This is a genomic window from Rhodoferax sp. (assembly GCF_030646845.1).
Taxonomy (GTDB): domain Bacteria; phylum Pseudomonadota; class Gammaproteobacteria; order Burkholderiales; family Burkholderiaceae_C; genus Rhodoferax.
Map to the genome: position 1 here is coordinate 37381 of NZ_JAUSLE010000007.1, position 15840 is coordinate 53220.

Genomic DNA, 15840 nt, shown 5'->3' on the forward strand with positions numbered 1-15840 from the left:
CATGCGCGATTACATCCATGACTGAACGCCACACGCCGCGCGTCGTGCCGCTGATTGACCAGCGCTCGGCGTCCCTGCTCACCCCCGCTGCGGCCTTGGCGCCGAAGACCCGCATCGCGGCAACCGGCCTGCTTTCCGACACGCTGGGGCGGCCCCTGCGCGATTTGCGCATCAGTGTGACGGACCGCTGCAATTTCCGCTGCAACTACTGCATGCCGAAGGAAATCTTTGACAAAGACTACAGCTACCTGCCGCACGGCGACCTGCTGTCGTTTGAGGAGATCACCCGAATAGCCAAAGTTTTTGTGGCCCACGGTGTGCAAAAAATCCGACTCACTGGCGGCGAACCCCTGCTGCGCAAGAACATTGAGTTGCTGATTGAACAACTGGCGGCATTGCGCACGGTCGAAGGCCGTCCGCTGGATCTGACGCTCACCACCAACGGCTCGCTGCTGGCCCGCAAAGCCCGGGCCCTCAAGGCGGCGGGCCTGCAACGCGTGACGGTGAGCCTGGACGGGCTGGATGATGCGGTGTTTCGCAGCATGAATGACGTGGACTTTCCCGTGGCCGACGTGCTGGCAGGCATTGAAGCGGCGCGTGACGCCGGTCTGGGTCCGATCAAGATCAACATGGTGGTCAAGCGCGGCACCAATGAGCACGAAATTCTCCCCATGGCGCGGCATTTCAAGGGCAGCGGCATAGTGCTGCGCTTCATTGAGTACATGGACGTGGGAGCCACCAATGGCTGGCGCATGAACGAGGTGCTGCCTTCAGCGGATGTAGTCAAACTCATCCACGCCGAACTGCCACTGGTGCAACTCGACCCGTCTTCTCCAGGCGAGACCGCCGAGCGCTGGGGCTATGCAGACGCTTCGGGTCAGCACGACAAGGCAGCGGGTGAAATCGGCGTCATCAGCAGTGTGACGCAGGCGTTCTGCGGTGACTGCAACCGCGCCAGACTGTCGACCGAAGGCAAACTGTATCTGTGCCTGTTCGCCGCCCAGGGCTATGACCTGCGTTCACTGGTTCGTGCCAAAGAATCGGACACTGATCTGGCTTCTGCCGTGGGTCATATCTGGCAGGGCCGCACGGATCGTTATTCTGAACTGCGAAGCGCCATGGCGCCCGATGGCGGGACCGGGGTCCGACGGGTCGAAATGAGCTACATAGGAGGGTGACTTGATCAACCCGAATGACATTACCGGCCTCATATTGGCCGGTGGACGTGGCTCCCGCATGGGGGGCGTGGACAAGGGCCTGCAGGCCTTCAACGGCATGCCGCTGGCCCTGCACACACTGACCCGCCTGCAAATGGGCGGGGGCGTAGGTCAGATCATGATCAACGCCAACCGCAATCTCGCAGCCTATGAGTCTTTTGGCGCGGCGGTCTGGCCTGATGGTTTGGCCGACTATGCGGGGCCACTGGCGGGCTTTCTCACCGGGCTTGAACGCTGTGAAACGCCCTTGCTCGTCACCGTGCCATGCGACACACCCTTGTTGCCACTCGATCTCGTACCACGGCTGGCCCAGGCGCTGGAGTCGGAGGACGCCGATATCGCCATGGCAGCCGCACCTGAAGTCGACAAGGATGGCCATGTGAAGCTCCGCCCCCAGCCTGTCTTTTGTCTACTGCGCGTGGAGTTGCTGGAAAGCCTGGTGAAGTTCACCCAGGACGGTGGCCGCAAGATTGACGCATGGACTGCCCTGCACAAGACGGTGGTCGTACCTTTTGATTTGCCCGGTGACGACCCGCGGGCGTTCTGCAATACCAATACGCTGGCGGAGTTGCGCGAACTGGAAAACACCTGAGCATGAAAAGCATTGCCAGCATCGCAGCTGAGTTGGAAGGCTATGACCCCCAGGCCTTGAGCGCCAGTAATGTCAACGCATTCTTGTCGCGCCTGATCGAGCCCGTCGCTGACCATGAAGAGGTCGGAATCTTTCAGGCGTTGGGGCGCGTGTTATCGCAGGACGTGATCTCGCCCATCAGCGTGCCAGCCCACGACAATTCCGCCATGGATGGCTATGCCTTTGATGGGGCGCAACTGTCAGCACAAGCGCCCCTTAGCCTAACGGTCGTCGGCACCGCGCTGGCCGGAAAAGCCTGGCCGGGCATCGTCAAACCGGGTGAGTGCGTGAAGATCATGACGGGCGCCATCATGCCGCCGGGCCTGAACACGGTGGTGCCGCAAGAGTTCGTGACACGCCATATTGAACCGACAACCGTGGCGACCGAGGCTGCGACAAAGCCCGAGGTGATCGTTGTCCCTGCAGGTTTATTAACAATTGGCGACAACCGCCGAAAACTTGGCGAAGACCTCCTGGCGGGCCATCCGGCGCTACAAAAAGGTGAGCTGCTTACGCCCGCTGCGCTTGGGCTCATGGCCAGTTTGGGCATTGAATTGCTGCCGGTATGTCGCAAACTGCGTGTGGCCTACTTCTCTACCGGAGACGAGATTTTGAGCCTGGGCGAGCCGCCCCGTGAAGGCGCCGTATACGACAGCAATCGCTACACCGTGTTCGGCTTGCTGACCCGCCTGGGTTGCGAAGTCATCGACATGGGCGTGGTGCGCGATGAGCCTGCCCTGCTGGAGGCGGCATTCATCCGCGCGGCAGGCGAGGCCGATGCCATCATCACCAGCGGTGGCGTCAGTGTGGGGGAAGCCGACTACACCAAGGCGATGATGAAGAAGCTTGGCGACGTCGCCTTCTGGAAGATCGCGATGCGCCCCGGGCGCCCGATGGCCGTGGGCCGTATCGGAAAATCGGTACTCTTTGGTCTGCCAGGCAACCCGGTGGCGGTGATGGTGACTTTTCTGGCGTTCGTACGCCCCGCCCTCCTGAAAATGATGGGCGAAACGGCTGCTTCGCCACCGCTGCTCAAGGCGCGCAGCCTGGAGGCCCTGCGCAAGAAACCGGGCCGTACCGAGTACCAGCGCGGCACCGTAACCACCGCGCCCGACGGCTCACTGCGCGTCAGAACCACGGGCAACCAGGGCTCGGGCGTGCTGAGTTCAATGGTCAGGGCCAACGGCCTGATCGTGTTGCATCACTCGCAGGGCAATGTGACTGTGGGCGACGAAGTCGATGTGATGATGTTTGACGGCGTGATCTGATTCAGGTCACATCCGACGCAGCCCGCGGGGTCACAAGCGCTGGTTCAGTCCGGGGACCGGGAGCCAGTTTGCGGGCCAGCAGCGTGTACATGGTGGGCACCACAAAGATCGTGAGCAGAGTGCCCAGGCTCATGCCACCCACAATCACCCAGCCAATCTGGCGGCGACTCTCGGCCCCCGCGCCAGTAGCCAATGCCAGCGGCAAAGCGCCCAACACCATGGCACCGGTCGTCATCATGATGGGGCGCAGCCGCTGCGAGGCCGAGCGCTTGATGGCCTGCAGCGTGTCCAGCCCCTGCTCGCGCAACTGGTTGGCAAACTCCACGATCAAAATGCCGTGTTTGGTTATCAGACCCACCAGCGTGATCAGGCCGATCTGACTGAACACGTTCAATGTTCCACCCGACCACTTCAGGGCCAGCAGAGCACCGGCCATGGACAGCGGCACGCTCAGCAGAATCACAAACGGGTCCACAAAACTCTCAAACTGCGCAGCCAGGACCAAGAAGATGAACACCAGAGCCAAAACAAAAACCAGGGAGAGTGAATCCGCCGACTTGCGGAACTCGCGACTGATGCCGTTCAAATCCGTGGCATAGCCAGGTTTGAGCACTTTTTTGGCTGTGGCGTCCATGAAGTCGAGTGCTTCGCCCACCGAATAATTGGAGGACAGGTTGGCGGTGATAGACGCCGAGCGGCGCTGCCCAAAATGGTTGAGTTCGCGGGGAACCACCACCTCGCTGATCTTCACCAGAGCGGAGAGCGGAATCATGGCATCGCCCTTGCCGCGCACGAAAATCTTCTCAATATCGTCGGGCGTTTCGCGGCCGCTCGGGTTGGTCTGCACAATCACGTCATATTGCTCGCCACCGCGTTTGTAACGGGTCACATTGCGACCACCGAGCATGGTCTCCACCGCCCGGGCAATCAAGTCCACTCCCACACCCATGTCGGCGGCGCGTTCGCGGTCTACTTCCAGTTTGATCTCCGGCTTGTTCAGCCGCAGATCGGTGTCCACCTGCACAAAGCCCGGATTCTTGGCCAACTCAGCCTGGAATTCCCGCACGGCCTGGGACAAGTTCTGATAACTGTCCGATGTGATGATCACATAGTTAATTGGCCGCTCACGAAAGCCCTGCCCCAGCGAAGGCGGTGTGATCGGAAACGCCGTCACGCCCGACAAGGCAGACACCCGTGGTGTCATCTCGCGCGCCATCTCCTGGGTTGTCCGTTTGCGTTCCTCCCAGGGCTTGGCGCGAAAGAAGATGCTGCCCTGCGCGACCGTCGGGTTGCCGACATTCGCGAATATGCGGTCAAACTCCGGGTAGCTCTGGCCAATATTCTCGATCGCCCTGGCGTACCGGTTGGTGTAGTCAAGTGTCGCGCCGTCCGGTGCACTGACCTGCGCCAGCACCACGCCACGGTCTTCAATCGGGGCCAGTTCGCGCTTGATATCGCCCAGCACCACCCACGACACCACACCACTGCCAACCATCACGATCAACACCAGCCAGCGACGTCTGAGCGTCCAGTCCAATACGCGGCCGTAGCCCCGGGTCACGGCTTGCAGGACACCTTCCATGCCCCGGTCGAAACGGGACGGATTGGGGTTGTGTCTGAGCAGCAATGAAGACATCATCGGCGACAGCGTCAGCGCCACAATGCCCGACACCACCACTGCTCCGGCCAAAGCCAGGGCAAATTCGGTGAACAGCCGTCCGGTGCGACCGGGCGCAAACGCCAGCGGCGCATACACTGCCACGAGGGTCATGGTCATTGCAATAATCGCAAAGCCCACCTCGCGGGCGCCCTTGATTGCCGCCTGGAAAGGCGCCATGCCTTCTTCAATATGCCGATAGATATTCTCCAGCATCACGATGGCGTCATCCACCACCAGGCCAATGGCCAGCACCAAGGCCAGCAAGGTGAGCGTGTTCACGCTGAAACCGGCCAGAGCCATCAGCGCAAATGAGCCAATCAGCGAAACAGGTATGGTGATCAACGGAATGAGCGAGGCCCGAAGCGTGCGCAAAAACACAAAGATCACCAGTGCCACCAATACAGTGGCTTCCAGGATCGTCTGAAAGACCGCCTTGATCGAACGGTCGATGAACACCGAATTGTCATTGGCCACATCGATTCGCACACCTGGCGGCAAGTCGCGCTGCACCTTGACCATGAGATCCCGTACACCCCTGGAAAGATCCAATGGGTTGGCGGTCGCTTGGCGAACAACGCCCACACCCACGGAATCGCGCCCATTCAGACGCACACTGGAACGCTCATCTGCTGGCGCCTGCTGCACACGAGCCACGTCGGCAATGCGCACCGGCAAGCCGTTGACGGTCCGAATCACCACCTGCGCAAACTCCTGTGGACGCCGCAGGTCGGTGGCGGTCGTCACGTTGAACTCACGTTGCCTGCTCTCAATGCGCCCGGCAGGCACTTCCAGATTGGAGCGCCGCAAGGCATCCTCAACATCCTGAATGGTGAGCCGAAAGGCCGCCAGCTTGTCAGGGTCAACCCAGATGCGCATGGCAAACTTGCGCTCGCCGTAAATATTGACTTCAGCCGCGCCGGGCGCGGTCTGCAGCACCGGTTTGACCAGCGTGTTGGCCATCTCGGAAAGCTGCAGGGCCGTGTGCGTGTCTGAACTCAGGGCCAGAAAGATCACGGGAAAAGAATCGGCCTCCACCTTCGCGATCACGGGCTCATCGATGCCTTGGGGCAGGCGCTGGCGCACGCGCGTGACCTTGTCACGCACATCGGCCGCGGCCGAGTCGGCATCGCGGGTCAGGGCAAAGCGGATCGAGATCTGGCTGCGCTCCTGCCGGCTGGTCGAGGTGATCACATCCACGCCTTCAATGCCGGCCAGTGAGTCTTCCAGTACCTTAGTCACCTGACCTTCCATGACCTCGCTGGAGGCACCCGAAAACGCAGTTGAGACTGACACCACGGGTTCATCAATCTTGGGGTATTCGCGCACTGAGAGCCGGTTGAAAGACACGGCCCCAATCAGCACAATCAGCAAGGACAGCACGGTGGCAAACACCGGGCGCCGAATGGAGGTTTCAGCCAGTTGCATGGTGCTCTCCGATACCGCTCAACGACTGGCGGCTGGAGCCGATGCCGATACCGAAGCCGCGACAGATACCGACGCAGACGCTGCACCCTGGGCCGGCTGGCCCAGCGTCACAATGCGCAGCGGCGTGCCGTCACGCTGCAAACGCTGCTGCCCGGCCACAACCACCGTCTGGCCTTCCGTCAAGCCTCCGGTGATTTCGACCATGCCCTGCTGGCGCACACCCAGCTTCACCTCCTGCCGCAGCGAGACGAATTTGGTGTCTGACGGCAAAGTCGCGGCAACCGTCCCGGGCACCGCTTCCGGCGTCACGACCTTGATCACAAACTGGCGCCCACCCTGGGGCACGATGGCTTCTTCAGGCACGACCAGGGCCGATTCATTGACCGAAAAAACGGTGGTTACACGCGCAAACATACCGGGTCGAAGCGGCGCCAGACTGCCAGATGGACGGACCGCACGTTGCCCACCCTGCCCAGTCTCCCCCAGGGTATTGGGCAGGACCGCACGCACACTGACAGACCGGCCGTTGGCGTCCAGTAGTGGATTGATGGCCTCGACGCGCGCCGTGAAGGCCCGTCCCGGAAAGGCATCGAGCGCGAGCTCCACCGGTTGCTGCGGCTTGAGCTTGCTTTGATAGCGCTCGGGCAGCCGGAAGTCCACATACATGCTGCTGATGTCTTCCAGGTTCACCAGATCCGCGCCGTCTTTCACGTAATCGCCCACGTTGACGTTGCGGATACCCACCGTGCCATTGAATGGCGCAAGAATGGCCATGCGCGACAGGCGCGCCTGGGACAAGGTCAGTTGCGCCTCGACGACCTGCAGATTGGCAGAGCTTTCCTCGACGACCCGCTGCGCCACAAAGTTTTCCGCCACCAGCTCCTGGTTGCGCTTGAGGGCCGCCTGCGCGATCGAGACCTGTGCCAACGACTGTTTGACCTCGGCCTGCTGCAGGGTGTCATCCAGTTGCACCAGCACTTGACCTTTGCGCACCTGCGCCCCATCGCGAAAGCCCAGCGACTTGATTCGCCCGGCGACCTCGGGGCGCAACATCACGCTTTGGCGTGATTGAAGGCTGCCTACTGATTGGGCAGCGTCGCGCAACGCGAGTCTTTTGGCCTGGGCGACCTCCACACCTGCGACGGTGGACGCGTTAGCGGGCACACCAGCGATCTCCGGGGCACCTTTGGGCTTCGACTGATACCACCAAGCCGCCCCCGACGCCGCCGCGATACCGATCACTGCAACGACCGGATACAGTATTTTTTTTGCCATGAACGCGTTTTTTCTCAACGATAGGGAAAGTAAACCCGACAAGAAAACCAGAACGGTGACATCAGGCTGTCAATGTAGCAGTACCCGCGCGAGCCAGACTACGTAGTGTCCCTGCTTGAATAGGGCCGGAGCCCAACTTTGCAGACTCTTTACACCCCCGCGCACGTCGAGGCTTCAGCGCTGCCGCAAAGCCTGCTCAACACCCCGGTTGGCCAGCATGTCTGCATGCTCGTTGCCAGGGTCGCCGTCATGACCCCTGACCCAGCGCCAGTCAATCTTGTGGCCCGATGTCGTGACCAATTCGTCCAGCCGCAGCCACAGGTCGACGTTCTTCACCGGTTGTTTGGCGGCGGTTTTCCAGCCCCGGGCTTTCCAGCCGGCAATCCACTCCGTCATGCCCTTGAGCACATACTGGCTGTCTACGTGCAGCGTCACGTGGCAGGGGCGCTTTAAGGCCGCCAGCGCTTCAATGACCGCCGTCATTTCCATGCGGTTGTTGGTGGTACCCATCTCACCACCGAACAGCTCTTTTTGCGTACCCGCCGATTTGAGCAGCACACCCCAACCACCTGGCCCCGGATTGCCCTTGCAGGCGCCATCGGTGTAAATTTCAATCGTGTTCAATCAACGCCTCTCATTTTGTTGTCATTCAGGGCTTCAGCCCTTACCAAAGTTGCACCATTTGCTACAGAAGCAGGAGCAGATGCAAGCGCTCTGGAAGCCTTCCAGGCCGGGCTCAGCAGCGTCATGCCGTGCACGCGCTTGACGGCCACCAGGAAATACACGGCGCCCAGAATTGGCCACCAGCGATCACCCGCCCGGTCCATCCACGCAAAACGCTGCAGCCACTTTTCACTGGAGAGCGATGGCCGGTAACAGCCAAACCGCCCGACTTCCACCTCGAAACCCAGCAGTCGAAGCCAGTCGCGCAAGCGCCAATAGCCGATGAACTCATCTTGAGGCAAAAACATTTTGCCAAAGCCAAACCGATGGTACAGGTGTGCACGCCGCTGCCGCAGACCCCACAAGCTGACAGGATTCAGACCACAGATCACAACCCGGCCCTCCGGCACAAGTACCCGCTCAACCTCGCGCAGGGTGGTGTGAGGGTCGGGCGCCAATTCGAGCGAGTGCGGCAGCACCACCAGGTCCAGGCTATTCGCCGGGAACGGCAGGGCCGAGAAATCAGTCACAATGGCCGCCCCAGGCGCCGGAACCTGGGTGGCCAGCCACCGATGCGGCATGCGATTGGCGGCCAGGGCGTCCAGTTCGGTCAAACCCAGCTGCAACGCGTGAAAACCAAAAATATCGGCCACGGCCAGATCCAGTTGGGCACGTTCCCACGCCAGCAGATAACGCCCAGGTGGCGTCTGAAACCAGTCATGCAAACCTATAATTTGATCGTTCATGAAGTTAATTCCACTACCCGCCTTCACTGACAACTACATCTGGATGTTGCATGACGGACATCAAGCGCTGGTGGTTGACCCCGGTGATGCACAACCCGTGCTTGAGGCCCTGCAGCGATTAAGCGTGCGACTGGAGGCCATTCTAGTCACGCACCATCACCCCGATCACACCGGCGGCGTGAATGCCTTACGCCAGGCCACAGGCGCCAGAGTGTTTGGCCCTGCACGGGAAGTCATGCCTGAGCCGCTGACCCGGCTCGCCGGCGACGATCAGCTTCAATCTCTTGGATTGACTTTCGATGTGATCGATGTCCCGGGACACACCGCGGGGCACATAGCCTATTTTTGTGCGAACGTGGATGAAGCACCCCTCCTGTTTTGTGGCGACACGCTGTTCAGCGGCGGATGCGGGCGCCTGTTTGAAGGCAGCCCGGCCCAGATGCTCGCGTCGCTGGACACACTGGCCGCCCTGCCAGGCGCCACACGGGTGTGTTGTACGCACGAATACACCTTGAGCAACCTGAAATTTGCCAGCGCAGTCGACCCCGACAATGAGGCGCTGGCCGACTACACGGCAAAGGCCCAGTCTTTGCGGGCCCGCCAGCAGCCCACCCTGCCCTCCACCATCCTGCTGGAGCGTCAGATCAACCCTTTTTTGCGCACCCGCCAAGCCAGCATCATCCAGGCGGCCAAGGCATTTGACGCAACAGCCAGCGACGAGGTGAGCATCTTTGCCGCTCTTCGCCAATGGAAAAACGAGTACCAATGAAACTTTTTGCTGTTTTGGGCTTGGCCGCCCTGGTCATACTGACAGGCTGTGCCAGCCCTGGCGTGACGACCACATCAGACCCGGGCGCCATCTACGGTGCCACGGGTTCAACCAGCGACTCCGCCGCGAACACGCGCCGGTCCGTCATCCCCGGTGGGGTATTGCAGCCGATCACAGCTGCCCAGGCCGCATCGAGAGCCGTTGCCCAGCTGGCCCCGCCCGCCGATTTATGGGAGCGCATCCGGCGCGGGTTTGCCATGCCCAACCTGGAGAATGACCTGGTGCACGACCGCGAACAGTGGTACAGCACCCGGCCCGACTACATCCTGCGCATGACCGAACGCTCCAATAAATACCTGTTCCACATTGTTGAGGAACTGGAGCTGCGCAACATGCCGACCGAACTGGCGCTGCTGCCTTTTATTGAAAGCGCTTTCAACCCTCAGGCCGTATCCAGTGCCAAAGCAGCCGGCATGTGGCAGTTCATGCCAGCCACCGGCAAGCACTTCGAGCTCAAGCAGAATGCCTTCCGCGATGACCGGCGTGACGTGCTGGCCTCGACCCGCGCAGCACTGGACTACCTGCAAAAGCTTCACGGCATGTTTGGCGACTGGCATCTGGCGCTGGCCGCCTACAACTGGGGTGAAGGCAGTGTGGGCCGAGCCATCGCCAAAAACCGGCGCGCGGGACAGGGAACCGCCTATACCGACCTCAACATGCCCATGGAAACCCGTTTTTACGTGCCCAAGCTGCAGGCTGTGAAAAACATCGTGGCTAACCCGCAAGCGTTCAACTCTCGCCTGCCCGACATCGGAAACCATCCCTATTTTCAGACGGTGGATATCAAACACGATATCGACGTGGCGCTGGCAGCCAAGCTGGCCGAGGTTTCACTCGAAGACTTCAAGGCGCTCAACCCGTCGGCCAGCCGCCCCGTCATCCTGGCAGCAGGCACGCCACAAATATTGCTGCCATGGGACAACGCCTCGGTATTTGAGAGAAATCTGGAAGCCTACGGAGGCGGCCGCCTGGCCAGCTGGACCGTCTGGCTGGCGCCCACCACCATGAAGCCGGCCGATGCGGCCAAACGGGTTGGGATGACGGAAGTCGAGCTGCGCAGTGTCAACAACATCCCACCCAGGGTGGTGATCAAGGCCGGCTCCAGCCTGCTGGTGCCACGTTCAAAACACCTTGAGACCGATGTGGGAGCGCATGCGGCTGACAACGGCCAGCTCTCTTTGGCGCCTGAGATCCTATTGAAACGAACCGTGCTCAAGGCCGGGAAAAAAGACTCTGTGGCAAGCCTGGCCAAGCGCTACCGGGTCAGCCCCGACAGCGTCGCCGAATGGAACAAGGTGAGCGCGTCTGCAGCCTTCAAGGCCGGACAACAGATTGTCCTGTTTCTGCCGGTGCGGGCCAAGACATCGATCCGGAGCAAGGGAAATCGGACGAGCAAGCCCGTCCAGCAGGCGCGACAAAAATCGGTCAAGGCCACCCGCGTTGCCAAACAGTAGCAAATTCGGGCGCGCAATTTGCCGTGTCCGCAGAAGCGATGTCGGACACGCGGGCCTCAGGCTTTGTAGCGCTCTTTGGCCATCCTTGCAAACTCGTTGGTGTAGGTCTTCGAGAGTTCGATCTTGTCCGCCTTGATCGCTTGATCGAAACTGGCAAGCGCCTTCAGGGCGGTACGCGGACCCTCGTCAGGGATGATGCCGTCAGGCGAAATGGCCTCGCGCACTTTGTTGAACGCTGCCAGATACAGTGCCCGATCTCCCAGCAGGTAGGATTCGGGAACCGCTTTGATGATGTCACTGGGGCCCGCTGTCTGCAGCCACTTGAGGCTATGCGCCATGGCATAGGTCAGGGCTTGCACGGTGTTGGGGTTTTTCTGTATGAATTCGAGTGGCGCGTACAGGCAACCGGCCGGCATGGGGCCCCCAAAAACATCGGACGTGCCTTTGAGTGTGCGCGTATCGGCAATGATGCGGATCTCCCCCTTTTGTTCCAGCATCGTCATCACCGGATCGACATTGCTCATGGCGTCAATCTGGCCGGCGCGAAAAGCGCTCAACGCGCCTGCGGCCGTGCCCACACCAATGAAGCTCACATCGCCCGCCTTGAGACCGGCACGCGACAGGATCAGATTGGCCACCATATTGGTCGATGCGCCTGGCGCCGAAATGCCGATCTTCTTGCCCCGGAGGTCTGCCACCGTCCTGTAGTTGGGCATGTTTTTGAGCGATACCCCCATGGAGATGGCCGGTGCACGGCCCTGCAGCACAAAGGCCTGGAATCTCTGACCCTTCGACTGCAGGTTGATGGTGTGCTCATAGGCACCCGAAACCACATCGGCCGAGCCGCCAACAACAGCCTGCAAAGCACGCGAGCCAGCGGCGAAATCGCTGATTTCAACCTCCAGGCCCTCTGCCTTGAAATAGCCGAGCTGTTCAGCGATGGTCAGCGGCAGGTAACAGAAGGCTGCCTTGCTCCCCACGGCGATGGAAATCCTTGTTTTTTCCAGCCGCGGTTGCGCCCACAGTGCCGGCGCAACCAAAGACGCTACCGACAATGCGGCGGCAGACGCAAAAGTGCGACGGTTGAGCTCGATGTTTTTCATGGCGATTCCTCTCCCTCTGACTCGTCATGAGCTTAGTCAGCCACGGCGAACCCCGCATCGGGAACATCCCGCAGGGGTTTGTACTTAGGATTAACGGTAGCCGACGAAGAGAATGCCGATGTTCACGGCAAACGCCAGGGTCCAGACGAGGCTGCGCACGGTGGAGAGACCCGCCACGTACATCATGATGAACAGCATTCGCAGAACCACGTAGATAAAAGCCAGCACGTCCAGACGGGCCTGGTGCGCCCCCAACTGGTGGGCGATGATGACGGCACCGATAAAAAATGGCAGGGCCTCGAAGCTATTGGCCTGCGCCGCATTGGCGCGCGCGCGCCAATCGGATTGGCGGGCCAGCCAGGCGCGCGGATTGTCATTGTCAAAACCACCCTCGCGCCGGGGTTTGCCAAACATGCCTGACTTGGCGATGGCCGCACAAACAATAGGAAGCAGTGCGGCAATCAGGACGCACCCGTAGGCAACGGTAAAACGGGCGAAAGTCATGCAATTCTCTTGTTGAAATAACGCCAGAATATCTCAGCGCCGGTCCACCAGCGCGTGCGCGATGGTGCCCAGATCCACATATTCCAGCTCGCTGCCGACCGGCACGCCGCGCGCCAGGCGGGTCAAACGCAGACCCTTGTCCTTCAGACCTTCACTGATCACGTGGGCTGTGGCCTCGCCTTCGGCCGTGAAGTTGGTGGCCAGAATCACTTCCTGCACGGTGCCATCGCAGGCGCGGTCAAACAGCTTCTTGAGGCCGATGTCTTTGGGACCAATGCCGTCCAGCGGACTGAGTTTGCCCATCAACACAAAGTACAGCCCCTTGTAGGCCCCGGTGCGCTCCAGTGCCGACTGATCGGCCGGAGTCTCCACCACACACAGCTTGGAGGCGTCGCGTCGCGGGTCAAGGCAGGTGGCGCAAATGTCAGCCTGCGTGAACGTGTGACAACGCTCACAATGCCGCACAGACTCGGCAGCGGACTGCAGGGCACGGGACAACTCCAGCGCGCCCGGCCGGTCATGCTGCAGCAAGTGAAACGCCATGCGTGAAGCCGACTTCACCCCCACCCCTGGCAAGCGGCGCAGCGCCTGGATCAGGACGTCAACTGAGTTGGTATCCGCCATGCAGGGTCAGAATGGGAACTTCATGCCGCCCGGCAGGCCGGGCATGCCGGCCGTGAGTTTGCCCATTTTCTCGGCCGAAGTTTCTTCGGCTTTGCGCACCGCTGCATTGAATGCTGCCGCCACCAGGTCTTCCAGCATGTCCTTGTCTTCCGCCAGCAGGCTGGGGTCGATGGTGATGCGCTTGACGTCGTGCTTGCAGCTCATGGTGACCTTGACCAGGCCCGCCCCCGACTCTCCGGTGACTTCAACAAAACCCAGTTCGTCCTGGGCCTTTTTCATGTTGTCCTGCATGGCTTGAGCCTGTTTCATGAGGCCGGCGAGTTGTCCTTTGTTGAACATGGATATTCCTTGGGTTTAGGTTTGAAACTGAAATGCGTTGAACGGGTGAGCCCGGCGATCTAGGTCAACCCGGCTTGATGCTGCCGGGCACGATTTTCGCCCCAAAATCACGCATCATGGTTTGCACAAACGGATCGTCAAAAATGATTTTTTCGGCCGCCAGTTGCCGCTCGGCCGCCGCCGCCGCGTTGCGCCGGGCCGGGCTGTCGGTGACCCGGCCGATTTCCACGACCAGGCGCACGCCGTGACCCGCCGCTTGCAAGGCAGTCGCCAGCCGGTCGCGGCTGCCAGGCTGGTTGAGCGACTCGCGCTCTACCCGCAACAGCCACTGGTCAGTGTCACGCGCCACCAGCTGCGACTGCAATGCCAGCTCGCGCACCAGTGCGGTGATGGCATCACCGGCAATGAGTTGCTGCACCGTCAGGTGCCAGAAGTCGCCCTCTTCGGTAGGGATCAGCACCACGGCCGCGGCTTGACCCGCCACCGCTTCGATGCGTGAATCCGCTTGCACCCGCACTGGAATTGCTACTATTTTTGTAGCATCTTGCGCTGACTGGACGGGGGCTATCGCCTTGTTTTGTTCATAATCCCGCACCTGATCCGCCGCCACGGGCGTGGTGACCACGTGCAACTGCTGGCCAGGCGGTGGCTCCGGCGAGCGTTCCGGATTAACTTCACTTTTTGTAGCAACCGGCGCATGTTCTGCGGAGGCTGGAGCCATATTTGGCTCATCCTCCCACGGTGGGACCCGCGACTGAGTGGCCGCCGGCACAGTCTGTGCAACCGTCGCGGGCAAGCTCACGGGCCGTGGCGGGGGCACGGGTCGAACCGGAACGGGTCGCGCTGCCGGTGCAGGCGCCGCAACCGCCCGTGACGCCTCGATCGGCGCACTATTCAGAGTTTTTTTTTCAGCCACCGGCCGTTGGCCCGTTTGCGGCTTGAAGGCCAGCAGTCGCAACAGCACCATGGTCAGCGCCGCATATTCGTCTGGCGCCAGCCCCAGCTCACCGCGCCCGTGCAGGCAGATGCTGTAGAGCAACTGCGTCTCGTCCGCAGGCATCAGCGCGGCCAGGCGGGCCATGTCGGCCGCTTCCGGGTCGGTGTCATCGGTCTCGGCGGCAGCAGAGGGTACTGCCTGCAAGACCGCCATGCGCTGCAGCACCGCGCTCATTTCTTCCAGGGTGGAGGCTGCGCTCAGGCCGTTCAGGCGCAAGGTCTCGGAGGTCTCAACCACCGTCTTGCCATCGCCGTGGGCCAGGGCCTCGAGCAAGCGGAACACATAGGAGCGATCCACACTGCCCAGCATCTGACGCACGGTGGCCTCAGTCAGCTGGCCGGCACCGAAGGCAATGGCCTGGTCCGTGAGACTCAAGGCATCACGCATGGAACCGCGCGCCGCGCGGGCCAGCAGTTTGAGCGACTGCACATCGGCCGGCACGTTCTCGGTTTGCAGGACCGTCTGCAGGTGCTCGCGGATGGTCTCAGGGGCCATGGGGCGCAGATTGAACTGCAGGCAGCGCGACAACACCGTGACCGGCACCTTCTGCGGATCAGTCGTGGCCAATACAAATTTCAGATACTCGGGCGGCTCTTCCAGCGTCTTCAACATGGCATTGAAAGCCGTGTTGGTGAGCATGTGCACCTCGTCAATCATGAACACCTTGAAGCGCCCCTGCACCGGCTTGTACACGGCCTGCTCCAGCAGCGACTGCACTTCGTCCACACCCCGATTCGAGGCCGCGTCGAGCTCCGTGTAGTCCACAAAGCGGCCCGAATCAATGTCGGTACAGGCCTGGCACACGCCACATGGCGTGGCCGTGATGCCGCCCTGACCATCCGGCCCCTGGCAGTTCAGCGACTTGGCCAGAATGCGCGACACCGTGGTTTTGCCTACGCCGCGCGTGCCGGTGAACAGATAGGCATGGTGCAGCCGCTGGGTAGTGAGCGCATTGGTCAGCGCCTGCACCACGTGGTCCTGCCCCACCATTTCCGTGAAATTGCGGGGGCGGTACTTGCGGGCGAGCACTAGATAGGACATGCTTTGATTCTAAGGCTGTCGACCCACGATAGAGCCAGAGGTCCGTTTCGCGCCGATTGCCTCG

Annotated in this window: 14 protein-coding genes; 5 read left to right on the plus strand and 9 right to left on the minus strand. The window is 61.1% G+C overall.

Annotation, left to right across the window (positions count from 1 at the left end; genetic code table 11):
• The first annotated feature begins 17 nt into the window (after positions 1-17).
• From moaA to glp, 3 genes are read left to right on the plus strand one after another with little or no spacing between them, the layout of a single operon-like run.
• Positions 18-1178 carry a GTP 3',8-cyclase MoaA gene (gene moaA, locus Q7T10_RS01965; RefSeq protein ID WP_304745337.1) on the plus strand — a complete coding sequence of 387 codons (1161 nt, stop codon included), beginning with the start codon at positions 18-20 and terminating at the stop codon, positions 1176-1178.
• A 1-nt stretch (position 1179) separates the two neighbouring features.
• The gene (gene mobA, locus Q7T10_RS01970; RefSeq protein ID WP_304745339.1) at positions 1180-1809 is read left to right on the plus strand and encodes a molybdenum cofactor guanylyltransferase MobA; all 630 of its coding nucleotides are present in this window, start codon (positions 1180-1182) and stop codon (positions 1807-1809) included.
• Between the two features lie 2 nt (positions 1810-1811).
• Complete coding sequence (glp, locus tag Q7T10_RS01975) at positions 1812-3116, plus strand: gephyrin-like molybdotransferase Glp (RefSeq protein WP_304745341.1); 1305 nt, start codon at positions 1812-1814, stop codon at positions 3114-3116.
• A 1-nt stretch (position 3117) separates the two neighbouring features.
• Here glp and Q7T10_RS01980 read toward each other — a convergent pair whose 3' ends face one another.
• The 4 genes from Q7T10_RS01980 to Q7T10_RS01995 form a co-directional block, all read right to left on the minus strand.
• Positions 3118-6201: an efflux RND transporter permease subunit gene (locus Q7T10_RS01980; protein ID WP_304745343.1), complete on the minus strand. Its 3084-nt coding sequence runs from the start codon at positions 6199-6201 to the stop codon at positions 3118-3120.
• Positions 6202-6219: 18 nt separating this feature from the next.
• On the minus strand, positions 6220-7476 hold the full coding sequence (locus Q7T10_RS01985; protein ID WP_304745345.1) for an efflux RND transporter periplasmic adaptor subunit: 1257 nt from the start codon (positions 7474-7476) through the stop codon (positions 6220-6222).
• Between the two features lie 174 nt (positions 7477-7650).
• Positions 7651-8100, minus strand: coding sequence for a ribonuclease HI (gene rnhA / locus Q7T10_RS01990; protein WP_304745347.1), 450 nt, complete (start codon positions 8098-8100; stop codon positions 7651-7653).
• Complete coding sequence (locus Q7T10_RS01995) at positions 8097-8885, minus strand: class I SAM-dependent methyltransferase (protein ID WP_304745349.1); 789 nt, start codon at positions 8883-8885, stop codon at positions 8097-8099. Before Q7T10_RS01995 ends, rnhA begins: the two co-directional genes overlap by 4 nt.
• On the opposite strand from Q7T10_RS01995, the gene gloB reads away from it, so the two are divergent.
• The gene (gene gloB / locus Q7T10_RS02000; protein ID WP_304745351.1) at positions 8884-9654 is read left to right on the plus strand and encodes a hydroxyacylglutathione hydrolase; all 771 of its coding nucleotides are present in this window, start codon (positions 8884-8886) and stop codon (positions 9652-9654) included. The two genes, Q7T10_RS01995 and gloB, sit on opposite strands and share 2 nt — an antisense overlap.
• Positions 9651-11168 carry a transglycosylase SLT domain-containing protein gene (locus Q7T10_RS02005; protein ID WP_304745353.1) on the plus strand — a complete coding sequence of 506 codons (1518 nt, stop codon included), beginning with the start codon at positions 9651-9653 and terminating at the stop codon, positions 11166-11168. Before gloB ends, Q7T10_RS02005 begins: the two co-directional genes overlap by 4 nt.
• A 56-nt stretch (positions 11169-11224) precedes the next feature.
• Here the strand turns inward: Q7T10_RS02005 and Q7T10_RS02010 are convergent, their stop codons facing one another.
• From Q7T10_RS02010 to dnaX, 5 genes are all read right to left on the minus strand, one after another.
• Positions 11225-12271, minus strand: coding sequence for an ABC transporter substrate-binding protein (locus Q7T10_RS02010; protein WP_304745356.1), 1047 nt, complete (start codon positions 12269-12271; stop codon positions 11225-11227).
• A gap of 90 nt (positions 12272-12361) precedes the next feature.
• Positions 12362-12775: an MAPEG family protein gene (locus Q7T10_RS02015; RefSeq protein WP_304745358.1), complete on the minus strand. Its 414-nt coding sequence runs from the start codon at positions 12773-12775 to the stop codon at positions 12362-12364.
• 33 nt (positions 12776-12808) lie between these two features.
• Entirely contained in the window at positions 12809-13399 is a 591-nt protein-coding gene (recR, locus tag Q7T10_RS02020) for a recombination mediator RecR (protein WP_304745360.1), read from the minus strand.
• A 6-nt stretch (positions 13400-13405) separates the two neighbouring features.
• Positions 13406-13738: a YbaB/EbfC family nucleoid-associated protein gene (locus Q7T10_RS02025; RefSeq protein WP_304745362.1), complete on the minus strand. Its 333-nt coding sequence runs from the start codon at positions 13736-13738 to the stop codon at positions 13406-13408.
• Positions 13739-13802: 64 nt separating this feature from the next.
• Positions 13803-15776: a DNA polymerase III subunit gamma/tau gene (dnaX, locus tag Q7T10_RS02030; protein ID WP_304745365.1), complete on the minus strand. Its 1974-nt coding sequence runs from the start codon at positions 15774-15776 to the stop codon at positions 13803-13805.
• Positions 15777-15840 lie beyond the last annotated feature (64 nt).